13 protein-coding genes are annotated in these 14,434 nt (G+C 61.1%); 3 read left to right on the top strand and 10 right to left on the bottom strand.

Annotation, left to right across the window (positions count from 1 at the left end):
* The first annotated feature begins 85 nt into the window (after window positions 1-85).
* Entirely contained in the window at window positions 86-1,171 is a 1,086-nt protein-coding gene (locus AU074_RS24385) for a DUF1615 domain-containing protein (RefSeq protein WP_076016884.1), read from the top strand.
* On the opposite strand, the gene AU074_RS24390 is transcribed toward AU074_RS24385, so the two are convergent.
* The gene (locus AU074_RS24390) at window positions 1,168-1,941 is read right to left on the bottom strand and encodes a DUF4349 domain-containing protein (RefSeq protein WP_076016885.1); all 774 of its coding nucleotides are present in this window, start codon (window positions 1,939-1,941) and stop codon (window positions 1,168-1,170) included. The two genes, AU074_RS24385 and AU074_RS24390, sit on opposite strands and share 4 nt — an antisense overlap.
* A gap of 150 nt (window positions 1,942-2,091) precedes the next feature.
* On the opposite strand from AU074_RS24390, the gene AU074_RS24395 reads away from it, so the two are divergent.
* Complete coding sequence (locus tag AU074_RS24395) at window positions 2,092-2,511, top strand: PaaI family thioesterase (RefSeq protein ID WP_063031245.1); 420 nt, start codon at window positions 2,092-2,094, stop codon at window positions 2,509-2,511.
* A 177-nt stretch (window positions 2,512-2,688) separates the two neighbouring features.
* Here AU074_RS24395 and AU074_RS24400 read toward each other — a convergent pair whose 3' ends face one another.
* Genes AU074_RS24400 through AU074_RS24410 form a run of 3 tightly spaced genes read right to left on the bottom strand, consistent with a single transcriptional unit; the run spans window position 2,689 to window position 5,271 of the window.
* Window positions 2,689-3,870, bottom strand: a complete 1,182-nt coding sequence (locus AU074_RS24400) for an acetyl-CoA C-acetyltransferase (RefSeq protein ID WP_076016886.1) — start codon at window positions 3,868-3,870, stop codon at window positions 2,689-2,691.
* 11 nt (window positions 3,871-3,881) lie between these two features.
* Window positions 3,882-4,541, bottom strand: coding sequence for a CoA transferase subunit B (locus AU074_RS24405; protein WP_003211625.1), 660 nt, complete (start codon window positions 4,539-4,541; stop codon window positions 3,882-3,884).
* Between the two features lie 31 nt (window positions 4,542-4,572).
* Window positions 4,573-5,271: a CoA transferase subunit A gene (locus tag AU074_RS24410; protein ID WP_076016887.1), complete on the bottom strand. Its 699-nt coding sequence runs from the start codon at window positions 5,269-5,271 to the stop codon at window positions 4,573-4,575.
* 133 nt (window positions 5,272-5,404) lie between these two features.
* Here AU074_RS24410 and AU074_RS24415 point away from each other — a divergent pair, with 133 nt between their 5' ends.
* Window positions 5,405-6,313, top strand: a complete 909-nt coding sequence (locus AU074_RS24415; RefSeq protein WP_076016888.1) for a LysR family transcriptional regulator — start codon at window positions 5,405-5,407, stop codon at window positions 6,311-6,313.
* A 63-nt stretch (window positions 6,314-6,376) separates the two neighbouring features.
* Here the strand turns inward: AU074_RS24415 and AU074_RS24420 are convergent, their stop codons facing one another.
* The 6 genes from AU074_RS24420 to AU074_RS24445 all read right to left on the bottom strand — a co-directional run bounded on the left by AU074_RS24420 (window position 6,377) and on the right by AU074_RS24445 (window position 14,354).
* Window positions 6,377-6,706: a hypothetical protein gene (locus AU074_RS24420; RefSeq protein ID WP_076016889.1), complete on the bottom strand. Its 330-nt coding sequence runs from the start codon at window positions 6,704-6,706 to the stop codon at window positions 6,377-6,379.
* 567 nt (window positions 6,707-7,273) lie between these two features.
* Window positions 7,274-8,122 carry an NAD-dependent protein deacetylase gene (locus tag AU074_RS24425; RefSeq protein ID WP_076016890.1) on the bottom strand — a complete coding sequence of 283 codons (849 nt, stop codon included), beginning with the start codon at window positions 8,120-8,122 and terminating at the stop codon, window positions 7,274-7,276.
* 14 nt (window positions 8,123-8,136) lie between these two features.
* Window positions 8,137-8,577: a CBS domain-containing protein gene (locus AU074_RS24430; RefSeq protein ID WP_010172262.1), complete on the bottom strand. Its 441-nt coding sequence runs from the start codon at window positions 8,575-8,577 to the stop codon at window positions 8,137-8,139.
* 135 nt (window positions 8,578-8,712) lie between these two features.
* Window positions 8,713-10,662, bottom strand: coding sequence for a DNA topoisomerase III (locus AU074_RS24435; protein ID WP_076016891.1), 1,950 nt, complete (start codon window positions 10,660-10,662; stop codon window positions 8,713-8,715).
* A 234-nt stretch (window positions 10,663-10,896) separates the two neighbouring features.
* Entirely contained in the window at window positions 10,897-12,519 is a 1,623-nt protein-coding gene (locus tag AU074_RS24440; protein WP_076016892.1) for an MFS transporter, read from the bottom strand.
* Window positions 12,520-12,710: 191 nt separating this feature from the next.
* The gene (locus AU074_RS24445; RefSeq protein ID WP_076016893.1) at window positions 12,711-14,354 is read right to left on the bottom strand and encodes a GMC family oxidoreductase; all 1,644 of its coding nucleotides are present in this window, start codon (window positions 14,352-14,354) and stop codon (window positions 12,711-12,713) included.
* Window positions 14,355-14,434 lie beyond the last annotated feature (80 nt).

Consider the following 14,434-nt stretch of genomic DNA (forward strand, 5'->3'; position numbering starts at 1 on the left):
GCGAGAGCAGCAGGTCGGCGAACCCCGGTTAGACTTACCGGTCGATATCTGCCAAGACTGGCCCATCGTCACCCAAGGAAGCCCCATGCATTCATCTCGCCTGATCCTGTGCCTCACCACCTTGCTGGTGCTGGCCGGCTGCTCCAGCCAGCGCACCCAGCAATTGCCCGAGCGCAGTGAAGCCGAGGTAAAGGCGCAGATCGTGCGGCTGATGCCGGCCAGCGTGCCGGATCGTGGCGGCTGGGCCCAGGACATCTTCACCGCCTTCAATACGCAGAAAATCTACCCCAGTACCGAAAACATCTGCGCCGTGCTGGCCGTGACCGAGCAGGAGTCCACCTATCAGGTCGACCCGCCGGTACCGAACATGGGCAAGATCGCCCAGGACGAAATCCTGCGCCGCGCCGCTAAAGTCCATGTGCCGGCGGTGCTGGTGCGCACGGCGCTGCAACTGCGCTCGCCCACCGGCAAGTCCTACGCCGAGCGCTTGAACGCTGCGCGTACCGAGCGGGATTTGAGTGGGATCTTTGACGACTTCATCAGCGTCGTGCCCTTGGGCAAGACGTTGTTTGGCGGCTTCAACCCGGTGCATACCGCAGGCCCGATGCAGGTCAGCATCGATTTCGCACAGAAGCAGGCGCGGGGCTATCCCTACAGCGTGGATGGCAGCATCCGTCGGGAAGTGTTTACCCGCCGCGGCGGCATGTACTTTGGCATCACCCATTTGCTGGGCTACCCGGTGAACTACGACCAGACGCTGTACCGTTTCGCCGATTTCAATGCGGGTTGGTATGCCAGCCGCAATGCGGCTTTCCAGGCGGCGGTCAGCCGGGTCTCGGGGACCACGCTGGCGCTGGACGGTGATTTGATCAACTACGGCTCGTTCCTGCCAGGCACCACCGAGCTGGCAGTGCGCTCACTGGGCAAGGCGCTGGACATGCGCAACCCGAGTATCCGCAGCCAGCTGGAGCAGGGCGAGCGCCTGGATTTTGAAGACACCACCCTTTACCAGCGTGTGTTCGCCCTGGCCGACAAGGCCGCCGGCAAACCGGTGCCGCGAGCCATCCTGCCGGGCATCGTGCTGAAGAGTCCGAAGATCACCCGCAACCTCACCACCGCCTGGTTCGCCAAGCGCGTGGATGAGCGTTATCAGCGTTGCATGAAGCGTTAGGGGCGGCGCTTGACCAACTTGCGCCACAGCCACACCCACAGCCACAGCACCGGGAAGGCCAGGATCACGAACGGCAATACATAGCTGGCGCGCTCCAGGGCGTCGGCGGTGCCGTCCACCAGGTTTTCGCCCAGGTTGCTGAACATGCGGCTCAGGCGTGACTGCTGTTGCAGGCCGTCGGAGGTGCTGAAATTCAGGGTCACGCGGTTGGTGTCCAGGCGACGCTTTTGGCCTGCGGCGGCCTGGGCCAGCTCCTGCAGGTCGTTTTCGATATTCGCCTGCTCCTTGCTCAAGGTGATCAGGTCGCCCACGGTGATGTCCTTGCGCTTGGCCAGTTCATCCAGGCGCTGCTGCTGGGCCAGCAACCGCTGCTGACGACGCTGCACATCGGCGACTGCATCGGCCAGGTCTTCGGCAGTGGTGATCCGCTGCCCCAGCTTGCCGCCTTCGGCCGCCATGGCCACTAACGGTTCAACGCCGGCAGGTGCAATGCGCAGCACCATCTGGCCGCCGTCGCTGTCTTGCTTGATACCGAGAATATTGCACGCGCCGAACCGCGCCGACTCGCAGGCTTCGCGGGTGGCCTGCATGCGCGGTGCGAGCAGGGCGACGGGCAGCGACAGGCTCAGCTCATGCTCGTAGGCCAGTTGCGCCCCGGCCTTGCCTTGTTCGCCGCTGATGACCGTGGCTTCGGAATGGCCTTTGGGCGAGCAGCCGGCCAAGACCAGCAGCATCAGTAGCAGAGAGGTTTTGCCGTCCGGATGGCGCATTGCAGTTCCTTGAGGTGTGCAAAAGTGGCGATTAAACCGGGTCCGGCAAATTAACGCAAAGTATCGTGAAGGATTTGCAGCGCTGATCTTGATAGTCGTCGCCCAAGGGCTGGGGTACACCTCAAGGCTCATTCCAGGGAAGAATTCGCCATGACCGCCCATGTTGTCCCCGAAGGTTTTGTCCCGTTGTCTCGCAGCAGCCCTTTGTTAGACCTGCTGGGCCCAGTGTACTGCCGTGGTGAAGGGGTGCAGCTGGAGATTGGCCTGCGTGCGGACAACCGCCATGCCAATGGGCGCGGCACCGTGCATGGCGGCGTGTTGGCCACCCTGGCGGATGTGGGGATGGGCTACGCCATGGCCTTTTCCAGTGAGCCGCCGCTGCCGTTGATCACGGCGAGCATGACTCTGGATTATCTCGGCGCGGTGCAGGTGGGGGAGTGGATCGAAGTGCGGCTGGAACACCACAAGCGTGGGCGGCAGATGGCATTTGCCACGGTCAGCGTGCAAGTCGGGGAAAAGGTGGTAGTGCGGGCAAATGCGGTGTTTGCGGTGCCCCAGGTGCGGGACTGACCGATCGCAGTCCTGTGGCGAGGGGGCTTGTCCCCCGTTGGGCCGCGCAGCGGCCCCTAAAACCCCGCGCTGAAGTTCTACCTGAAACACCGAGGTCAATGAACTGGGGTCGCTGCGCAGCCCAACGGGGGACAAGCCCCCTCGCCACAGCCGGGCTCGTCCATGTTGCTCGTTGAATCAGATGCGCTCGAGCGCCAGTGCGACGCCCTGACCTCCACCAATGCACAGTGTGGCCAAGCCTTTCTTGGCGTCACGCTTGATCATTTCATGCAGCAGGGTCACCAGCACGCGGCAGCCTGATGCACCAATCGGGTGGCCGATGGCAATCGCGCCGCCATTGACGTTGACCTTCGACGCGTCCCACTCCAGCTCTTTGCCCACCGCCAGTGACTGCGCGGCGAAGGCTTCGTTGGCTTCGATCAGGTCCAGGTCGCCCAGGCTCCAGCCGGCTTTGTCCAGGCAGCGGCGGGTGGCCGATACCGGGCCAATGCCCATGATCGCGGGATCGACGCCGGCGTTGGCGTAGCTGGCAATACGGGCCAGCACTGGCAAGCCGAGCGCTTTGGCTTTATCTGCGCTCATCAGCAGCACGGCAGCCGCGCCGTCGTTGAGGCTGGACGCATTGCCGGCGGTGACGGTGCCGTCTTTCTTGAAGGCCGGCTTGAGCTTGGCCAGGGATTCGGCGGTAGTGCCAGCGCGTGGTTGTTCGTCCACGGTGAAGGCCACCGGGTCGCCCTTGCGCTGGGGAATCAGGATCGGCGTGATCTCATCGCTGAAACGCCCGGCTTCAATGGCCGCCGTGGCTTTTTGCTGGGAGGCGGCGGCGAAGGCGTCCTGGGCTTCACGGCTGATGCCGTACTTGTCCACCAGGTTCTCGGCGGTGATGCCCATGTGGTAGTCGTTGAACGCGTCCCACAGGCCGTCGGTGATCATGCTGTCGATCATTTTCGCATGGCCCATGCGCAGGCCGGTGCGGGCGGCCGGCAATACGTACGGGGCCAGGCTCATGTTCTCCATGCCGCCGGCGATGATCACCTCGGCGTCACCGCAACGGATCGCTTGTGCGCCGAGGTGCAGGGCCTTGAGGCCCGAGCCGCAGACCTTGTTCAGGGTCAGTGCCGGTACGGCGTGGGGCAGGCCGGCGAGGATCGAGGCCTGGCGGGCCGGGTTCTGGCCGCTGCCGGCGGTGAGCACCTGGCCAAGGATCACTTCGTCCACCAGCGCAGGGTCGATGCCGGTTTGCTCCAGCAGGCGACGGATCACCGCAGCCCCCAGCTCCGGGGCCGGGATGCTCGCCAGCGAACCTTGAAAGCTGCCCACGGCGGTGCGGGTGGCAGCAACAATCACGACGTCTTGCATGGAATCTGTCCTCACTGGAAATGCATTTCTGGAACGTGGTCCGGGACGATCAGTTTACCGGCTGTCTTGCTGACGATCTCTTCAACACTGACGCCAGGTGCGCGTTCCTTGAGGACAAAAGCGCCATTTTCGATTTCCAGGTAAGCCAGGTCCGTCAGCACGCGCTTGATGCAGTTGGCACCGGTCAGCGGCAGGCTGCATTGGCTCAGCAACTTGGATTCACCGTCCTTGGACGCGTGGGTCATGATCACGATGATGTTCTCGGCACCGGCCACCAGGTCCATCGCGCCGCCCATGCCCTTGACCAGCTTGCCGGGGATCATCCACGAGGCGATGTTGCCTTGCACGTCGACTTCAAACGCGCCAAGCACGGTCAGGTCGACGTGGCCGCCGCGAATCATCGCGAAGGACTCGGCCGAGGAGAAGATCGACGCGCCAATGCGCGCGGTGACGGTCTGTTTGCCGGCGTTGATCATGTCGGCATCGATGGTTTCTTCAGTCGGAAACGGACCCATGCCCAGCAGGCCGTTTTCCGACTGCAGCATCACTTCCATGCCTTCGGGGATGTAGTTGGCCACCAGGGTCGGAATGCCGATACCGAGGTTGACGTAGAAACCGTCCTGCATTTCGCGGGCGACGCGTTGAGCCATTTGTTCGCGGGTAAGAGCCATTGTTTGTCTCCTTATTATTTGGGCTGGTGGATTATTTGCGGAGGGTGCGCTGTTCGATGCGCTTCTCGAAGGTGCCGCAAATGATCCGGTCGACGTAGATCCCTGGGGTATGGATATGCGCCGGGTCCAGCTCGCCCGGTTCGACGATTTCTTCGACTTCGACCACGGTGATCTTGCCGGCAGTGGCCGCCAGCGGGTTGAAGTTCTGGGCGGTGTGGCGGTAGATCACGTTGCCGAAGTGGTCGGCTTTCCAGCCTTTGACGATGGCGAAGTCGCCGGTGATGGATTCTTCCATCAGGTACGGGCGACCGTTGAATTCGCGGGTTTCCTTGCCTTCGGCGACTGGCGTGCCGACGCCGGTGGCGGTGAAGAACGCCGGGATGCCGGCACCGCCTGCGCGCAGTTTTTCGGCGAGGGTGCCTTGGGGGGTCAGGACCACTTCGATTTCGCCGCTGAGCAGTTGCTTCTCGAACAGCGCGTTTTCACCGACGTAGGACGCAAAGACCTTGCTGATCTGCTTGCCTTCCAGCAGCAAGCCCAGGCCGAAACCGTCGACGCCGCAGTTGTTGGAGACCACGGTCAGGTTGCGGGTGCCTTTGCGCTTGATTTCGGCGATAAGGTTTTCCGGGATGCCGCACAGGCCAAAACCACCCGCCAGCACCGTCATGCCAGCTTCCAGGCCTGCCAGCGCCTCTTCATAGGACGCTACGCGTTTATCAAAACCTGCCATATGCACCTCTTTTATTGTTTGTGGGCCAGCCATATGAACCGAGTGTTGCGCCGACGGATTGATTTGTTAAGTTGTTTTTTAAGGATGATTGATTTAAAAAACAGCATAGTCGTCAGCCATCGAGAGAAGCTTCATGACAGTTAAACAGATGCGCGCCTTTCTTGCCGTGGCCCAGACCCTCAGCTTTGCGGCGGCCTGTGAGCGTTTGCATCTTTCCCAGTCGGCCTTGAGCCTGACCATCAAAGGTCTGGAGGAAGGCCTGGGCGGGCGCTTGTTCAGCCGCAATACACGCAATGTCGCGCTGACCCCCGAAGGTGAATCCCTGCTGCCCCTGGCCCGGCGCCTGATCGCCGATTGGGACAATGCCGAGGATGAGTTGCGCCAGCGTTTCACCTTGCAGCGCGGTCGGGTGACGGTGGCAGCGATGCCGTCGTTTGCCGGGAACCTGCTGCCGCCGATCCTGAAGATTTTTCGGGCGCGCTATCCCCAGGTCAACGTGACGGTCAATGACGTGATCAACGAGCAGGTGCTGGAAATGGTCCGGGATCGCCAGGTGGAACTGGGCGTGGCGTTTGAGCCTACGGAAAGCTCGTCGCTCGTGTTTACCCCGCTGTATGTGGATCGCTTTGTCGCGGTAGTGCCCGGTGACTCGGCGTTGGCGCGCCGGTCCGATATCGACTGGCACACCCTGCTGGAACAACCCTTCATCACCTTGCAGCGCCCCTCCACGGTGCGGGTGATGCTTGAAGAACACCTGAAGGCGCTGGACATGAAGCTGCCGGTGGCCCTGGAGAGCCATCAACTGGCGACGGTGGGCAAGATGGTTGCCAGTGGCTTGGGTGTCAGTGCGGTGCCGGCGCTGTGTGCGCGACAAATGCAGGAGGCAGGTGCCCACTGCATCACCTTGAGCGATCCGGTGATTGAACGGCCGATTGGTGTATTGACCAAGCCCGGTCACGAACTTTCGGCGGCGGCCCAGGCCATGTTTGATATCTTTCGCGATGAAGCAGGGAAGGGGCGTTTTCCAGCTTTGCTGCAATAACAGCCGGCCATAAAAAAGCCTGCTCGTTTAAGCGAGCAGGCTCAAGTAATCAGTGCGTAGTTATCAGCAGTATCTGTCGATCACTTTAACTTGCGAATGGCCTTTAAGGTTCTGCCATTCGGTATTAAGCGTGTGAAAGACCTGCTCGATAAAGTTGCGATCGGCGGCGGCTTTCTTGCCGACATAACCCTGGCCGCGGCGGTACATCTTCAGGCGCGCTGCCAGTTCACGGTTATTCTTGTCGAACTCTTCTTCCACGGTATGGGGCGCCAGGCAGTCAATATGGACCTGGCCCGATTTACCAATCCAGAGGATATGGTCGTCGAGCGTGTCTTTCTGCGCTGCGAACATCTCAGCCAATTCATCGATAGTTGGTTGGTTGTTCAGATTCATGTGTAAGCCCCTTGACCAGTTGGCGATCTTTAGTTGATCCGTTAAAACTACTAAGTTGTCTCCGGCTCAGAAAACCGGGCGTCAGCGACTGTCTGCCGAATACGGGCAGGGTCTTGAACCGATGCATGTAGTCTTGCTGATGAACTGCTACGCAATGGTTTCATAACGAAGACAAGCAGCGTTTGAGCTCCTTGTACCGATCCTTTCGGGCCGGTCAGCTTCATCAATCTGCCTTGTGGGCAGTGCACATCCGGAAAAAACAGCTCGGCGGTCAGACGAGCTTGTTCAAAACGCTTGTTACCAACGCTCCCGATCCGGGAGACGCTTGAATCATGCAATTACAAAATGGTTACGTCAACGATTATGTAGTGATTATTTTTGAGCACTACATAAATCCCCGTGGGACGGGGATGAGAGCGGAAACCGTGACTTGAGCGTCATTTTCTGGAAGTCGAGTCGGGTATGAAAACTGTAGGAGCGAGCTTGCTCGCGAAGATATCGTCAACGATAACGCGGGGCTTCTGAGAGTCAGCGGGGCCCTCAGGTTTTTCGCGAGCAAGCTCGCTCCTACAGGAGGTGCTCCACCAACAACGGCAGCAGGCGCTCGCAGGAGGCCTCGATCTTGAGTTGCAGCAACTCATCGCCCCGTGTCTTGCCCAGATTGATGGCAATCACGGGCTTGCCCTGCTCAACCATCGCCTTGCACAACCGAAACGCTGAATACGCCATCAGCGACGAACCCACCACCAGCAATCCTTCCGCGTCATCCACCGCCGCCATCGCCTTGGCGGCGGTGCCCTGGGCGACGTTCTCGCCGAAAAACACCACATCCGGCTTCAGCCGTTGCCCGCCGCAATGGGGGCAGCGGGGCACCTGGAAGCGTCCTTCAAAGGCCGGGTCCAGCAGGGTGTCACCGTCCGGCGCCTGAACCGCGTCCACCCTTGCCAGGTACGGATTCTCAGCTTCCATCTGGCGCTGGATCAGATCCCGTTCGCTGGTCTGCTGGCAATCCAGGCACAGCACCCGGTGCAGGCTGCCGTGGAGTTCGATCACGTCATGGCTGCCGGCCTGGTCGTGCAGGGTGTCGACGTTCTGGGTGATAAGCCCGGTAATGCGCTGGCGCTGCTGCAAGCTGGCCAGTGCGATATGCGCCGCGTTCGGCTGTGCGACACGCACCCTCGGCCAGCCGAGCATCGCCCGAGCCCAGTAGCGGCGGCGTGCTTCCGGGGTCGCGAGGAACTCCTGGTACATCATCGGCGCCTTGCCCCGGCGCACGCCTTCGCTGTCCCGATAGTCGGGAATGCCCGAAGAGGTGCTGATACCCGCACCCGTCAGTACCAGGAAGCGCCGTTCGGCCATGGCCCGGTGCAAGGTAACGAGGTGGTCATCGACCTGATGTTGCAGGGTATCGAGCATGGGTTCCCCAATGATTATTCGCCGCGAATGTACTGCTCCAACTGCTTGATCAGGTCGGCCTGTTCGGCAATGGCTTCCTTGACCAGGTCGCCGATGGACAGCAAACCAAGCAACTCGCCGTTCTCCACCACAGGCAGGTGCCGCAGATGTCGGTCAGTCATGATAGTCATGCAGGTCTCTACAGTCTGGTGAGTGTCGACGGTGATCACCGGCGAATTCATGATCTCGTGGGCTTTGGTCGCCACCGAAGACAATCCATGGAGGATGACCTTACGGGCATAGTCTCGTTCACTGATGATGCCCACCACCTTCCCGTCCTGGAGCACTGGCAAGGCCCCGACGTTTTTCGAAGCCATCACGATCAAGGCCTCAAATACCGTATGGTCGTGGGGGATGGTGTGGACTTGCTGGTTTTGCTGGTCTTTGGACTTCAGCACTTGGGCAACGGTTTTCATGGAGGCCACTCCGGTGTTGTTATTGTTGGGAGGTTAGCAGGCCCTACAGAATCCTGGATGGCCTGCAGCAGGGCAAGGTCCAAAGCGGCATACATCCCGTCGAAAAACGTCATTGACGCGACTTTTCAGTGCCTCTCAGCCTTTGTTTGCCGGTTTCGCCGCCCGCTTCGGGCTGGTGGCTGTCTTGCGCTTGGCCGGTTTGCGTTTGTTTTTCCACGGTGCAGCGCCACGTCCTGCCGGGCTGGCCGGGCCGCTGATGGTCAGGCGCATGCCGGTGCAGCGGGTGACTTGCTTGCTCATCCACGCCGCTTGTTTGGCGACGAATTCTTCCAGGCTCATCTCTCCGCTTTGCACCATGTCCAGTGCTTGCTCCCAAATGGCCGTGGTGCCGGGGTCGGCGATTGCCCGGGGCACCGCATCGATCAGGCTGAACGCGGCAGGCGTTGCCGACAGCGCCTTGCCGTTTTTCACCAGGTAACCGCGATCCAGCAGGCCCTGGATAATCCCGGCGCGGGTGGCTTCGGTGCCGATCCCGGTGGTGTCCTTGAGCTTTTGCTTGAGCAGCGGGTCTTCCACCAGCTTGGCGACGTTTTTCATCGCCTTGATCAGGTCGCCTTCGGTGAAGGGCTTGGGTGGCTGGGTCCACAGGTCCTTGAGGTTGACCTTGGCCACGGGGTAGTCCTGGCCTTGAACCAATTTTGGCAAGGACTGCGGCGCAGGTACTTCACGGCCTTTGGCCGGTGCCAATGCTTCCGGCAATGCGCGTTTCCAGCCAGGCTCCACGATGACTTTGCCGACAGCCCGCAAGGCTTCACCGGCGCAGTCGAAATCGGCCTGGGTGCGGTCGTATTCATGGTTGGGCAGGAACTGCGCGAGATAGCGGGCGCGAATCAAGGTGTATACCGCGCGATGCTTGCCGGTCAGTTGCCCGACATCCTTGCCGGCGCCGGTAGGGATGATGCCGTGGTGTGCGCTGACCTTGGCGTCGTTCCAGGCCCGTGAGCGCCGTTGTGGGTCCATGTGCGGCATCAACGCGTTCACTGCCGGATCGGCCCGGCCCAGCGCCGCGAGAATTTTCGGCGCGTCGCCGTGCTGGCTAAGGGGCAGGTAGCCGCAATCGCTGCGCGGGTAAGTAATCACTTTGTGGGTTTCGTAGAGCGACTGCGCAACATCCAGGGTTTCCTGAGCGCCGAGGCCGAGTTTTTTCGAGCAGATTTCCTGCAAGGTGCCGAGGTCGAAGGGCAGGGGCGCCACGTCGCGCATCCGTTCGGTACGCAGTTTGATCAGGCGCGCACTGGCGGCGTTGCTCATGGCGTTGGCGGCGTCCCGGGCGACTTGAGGATTGAGGCAGCGGCCCTGATCGTCACAGGCGTCTTCTGTTGCGCGCCATTGCGCAGTGAAGGTGATGTTGTCGTGGAGCAAATCCACATCGATGGCCCAATAGGCGACGGGTACAAAGTCGGCAATGCTGCGGTCCCGGTCTACCACCAAGCGCAGGGTCGGGGTTTGCACCCGACCTACCGGTAATACGCCCTGATAACCGGACTGTTGGCCCAGCAGGGTAAACAGGCGGCTCATGTTCATCCCGATCAGCCAGTCGGCGCGGGAGCGGCCAAGGGCCGAATGGTAGAGGCTGAAGGTTTCCGCACCGGGCTTCAACGAGGCCAGGGCCTTGCGGATTGATGCGTCATCGAGTGCCGAGAGCCACAGCCGTTGGATGGGACCGCGATAACGGCAGTGCTCCACCAGTTCCCGGGCGATCATCTCACCCTCGCGGTCGGCATCGGTGGCGATCACCAATTCCTGGGCTTCCCCCAGCAGGCTCTTGACTGCCTTGAACTGGCTGGCGGTCTTGGGCTTGACCAGCATCTTCCACTTCTCGGGGATGATTGGCAGGTCGGCCAGCACCCAGCGCTTGTACTTGGCGTCGTAGCTGTCGGGCGGGGCGGTTTCCAGCAGGTGGCCGATGCACCAGGTCACGGTAACGCCTGAACCCAGCCAACAACCATCGCCACGCCGGGTCGCGCCGAGCACGGCGGCGATATCCTTGGCCTGGGACGGTTTTTCACAGAGGAACAGCCGCATGGTCACCACATTCGCTACGAAATTGAATGGGGAGCAGGATGGGCAATAAATCAGAATTGGGCAACTTTTATCTGGATGGATATACAGCAATTTGTGTGTCTGGTGCTAAACCCAATGTGGGAGCGGGCTTGCTCGCGAAGGCGGTGTGTCAGTACCAGACTTGTTGACTGACCCACCGCCTTCGCGAGCAAGCCCGCTCCCACACTGAATATCCAGTGTCAGCCGGATCGAAGTTTAGTTATTGTCGATATCCACGTTCTTGGTCTCTTTCAGGCAAATCAACCCGACGATCAAGCTCACCCCGGTAATTACCACCGGATACCACAGCCCATAGAAAATATCCCCGGTGTACACCACCAGCGCAAACGACACCGTCGGCAGGAACCCGCCAAACCAGCCGTTACCAATGTGGTAAGGCAGCGACAACGAGGTGTAGCGGATACGCGTCGGGAACAGCTCCACCATCAGCGCCGCCAGCGGGCCGTAGCACATGGCGGCGATCAGGATCAGTGCCACGATCAGCACCACCACCATGGTTTTGTTGACCTGCGCCACGTCAGCCGACTGCGGATAACCCGCCAGCGTCACCGCGCCTTTCAGGGCAGCCTCGTCGTAACCATCGATACGCACATCACCCACGCTCACCTGCACCGCACTGCCGGCCGGAGCGGCCGCGCTTTCGTACGGCAGGCCCTGTTTCACCAGGAAGGTCTTGACCTTGTCGCACGGGCTGTCAAAACGCGCCTTGCCTACTGGGTCGAACTGGAAGGTGCAGGTGGCTGGATCCGCCAACACCGTGATCGGAGACTGGCGGCTCGCGTGGTCCATCGCCGGGTTGGTGTAGTAGGCCAGGCCCTTGAAGATCGGGAAGTACAATGCGGTGGCCAGCAGCAGGCCGACCATCAACACCGGCTTGCGCCCCAGCTTGTCCGAGAGCCAGCCGAAGAAGATGAAGAACGGCGCGCCAATCACCACGCTGATGATCAGCAGCATGTTGGCCAGTGCGGGGTCCATCTTCAAAAATTGCGTGAGGAAGAACAGCACATAAAACTGCGCGGCATAGAACGTCACCGCTTGCCCGGCGTTGATGCTGAACAGCGCAATCAGCACGATCTTGAGGTTTTCCCATTTGCCGAACGACTCGCGGATCGGCGCCTTGCTGGCCTTGCCTTCCTCTTTCATTTTCAGGAACGCCGGCGACTCGTGCAGGCTCAAGCGGATCCAGGTGGAGATGCCCAGCAGCACGATCGACAGCAGGAACGGCAGGCGCCAGCCCCACACTTCGAATTGGTCACCGGTGAAGTAACGGCACGCCAGTACCACCAGTAGCGACAGCAACAGGCCGAGGGTCGCGGTGGATTGAATCCAGCTGGTGTGGAAGCCGCGTTTGCCCGCCGGGGCATGCTCGGCCACATAAGTGGCTGCGCCGCCGTACTCGCCGCCCAGCGCCAGGCCCTGGAGCATGCGCAGCGCTACGAGGATGATCGGTGCAGCGATGCCGATGCTTGAATAGGTCGGCAGCAAGCCCACGCAGAAAGTCGCCAGGCCCATCAGGACGATGGTGGCGAGGAAAGTGTACTTGCGGCCGATCATGTCACCCAGCCGACCGAACACCAGCGCGCCGAACGGGCGCACCACAAAGCCGGCCGCGAAGGCCATCAGGGCGAAGATAAACGCCGTGGTGTCGTTGACCCCGGCAAAGAACTGCTTGCTGATCACCGCCGCGAGGGCGCCGTAGAGGAAAAAGTCATACCACTCGAACACCGTCCCGAGGGAGGAGGCGAAGATGACTTTCTGCGTGTCGTTGCTCGAGCGTGCGCCGAGCGCCGGGTCCAGGGGTTGAGCGTGTTCTGACATTGGGTAGCCCTCACAGTGATTATTTATTGTTGTTCCACTGTCGGCGCCAGCATCAGCGCCGCTATTCCACTGTAGGAGCGAGCTTGCTCGCGAAGAATGCAAAGACACTGCGTTAATCCGGAATGCACGCGTTATCGTTGACGTTTTTCGCGAGCAAGCTCGCTCCTACAGGTCTAGCCGGTAAGGTAAGTTCAAGCCGGTAAGGTCAGTTCTTTCTCCGGTGCGAGGCTCCTTGTGTTCGGCGAAAGGATAAGCTGCGCGGCTTTTTCCGCGATCATCAGCGTGGGTGAGCAGGTGTTGCCGGAAGTTATGCGTGGCATGACTGACGCGTCGGCGATGCGCAGGCCGGGAACGCCGTGCACCCGCAGTTGCGCGTCGACCACCGCCTCCTTGTCGCTGCCCATGCGGCAGGTGCCCACCGGATGGAAAATCGTGGTGCCGATGCGGGCGGCGGCTTCCTGCAGTTGTTCGTCGGTTTGCAGTTCTTCGCCGGGCAGGTATTCCACCGGGTTGAATTGCTTCAGGGCCGGCGCCGAAACGATGCGTCGGGTCAGGCGAATGGCGTCGGCGGCCACCCGCAGGTCTTCCGGATGGCTGAGGTAGTTGGGGCGGATCAACGGCGCGTCTGCCGGGTTGGCCGAGCGAATGTCGATGCGGCCACGGCTTTGCGGGCGCAGGTCACACACCGAGGCGGTAAAGGCCGCAAAGGCGTGCAGCGGTTCGCCGAAGCGCTCCAGGGACAGCGGTTGCACGTGGTATTCGAGGTTGGCCGACGTCTGTTCCGGCCCGGAGCGGGCGAACGCGCCCAACTGGCTGGGGGCCATGGACAGCGGGCCGCTGCGGTCGTACAGATAGCGCAGGCCCATGCCCATCTTGCCCAACACGGTACCGGCGATCTGGTTCAGGGTGCGGGCGTTTTCCAGCTTGTAGATCAGGCGCAGTTGCAAGTGATCCTGCAGGTTGCCACCGACGCCGGGCAACTCGTGCAGCACCTCGATGCCCAAGGGCTTGAGCACGCTGGAAGGGCCAATGCCGGAGCGTTGCAGAATGCCGGGCGAACCCACCGAACCGGCGCACAGGATGATTTCCTTGCGCGCCCGCCATGTGACGGCCTGGCCTTGCTGGCGAGCAACCACTGAGGTGGCGCGCCCGTTCTCCAGCAGCACGCGGTCGACTTCAACCTCCGTCATCACCGTCAGGTTGGGCCGCTGGCGGATCGGTTTAAGAAACGCCTTGGCCGCATTCCAGCGCACCCCGGATTTCTGATTGACCTGGAAATAGCCGCAGCCTTCGTTGTCGCCCTGGTTGAAGTCGCTGATGCTCTCGATTCCACTCTGCTGCGCGGCATCGCGAAACGCATCGAGGATCGGCCAGTGCAGGCGCTGTTGTTCAACCCGCCACTCCCCGCCATCACTGTGGAATTCCGAGGCGCCGGCAAAATGGTTTTCGCTTTGCTTGAACAGTGGCAGCACATCTTTCCAGGCCCAGCCGGGATTGTCCTCGGCCCAGCCGTCGTAATCCCGGGCCTGGCCGCGCATGTAGATCATGCCGTTGATCGACGAACAACCGCCCAGCACCTTGCCTCGTGGATAGCTCAACGCACGGCCTTGCAGGCCTTCCTGGGCTTCGGTCTTGAAGCACCAGTCGGTGCGTGGGTTGCCGATGCAGAACAGGTAGCCGACGGGAATATGGATCCAGGGATAGTTATCGCGACCGCCGGCTTCAAGCAGCAGCACGCGATGGGCAGGGTTGGCAGACAGTCGATTGGCCAGCAGGCAGCCTGCGGGGCCGGCGCCTACCACCACGTAATCGTATTCAGCAGCTGCAGAATGCATCTGTGACCTCGCTTGTTTTTCTTATTGGCTCCATCCTAGTTGTTAGTTTTCGTCTTAAAAATGTTAGTTTTTACCCAGCT

Source organism: Pseudomonas sp. ATCC PTA-122608, from assembly GCF_001952855.1.
GTDB lineage: Bacteria > Pseudomonadota > Gammaproteobacteria > Pseudomonadales > Pseudomonadaceae > Aquipseudomonas.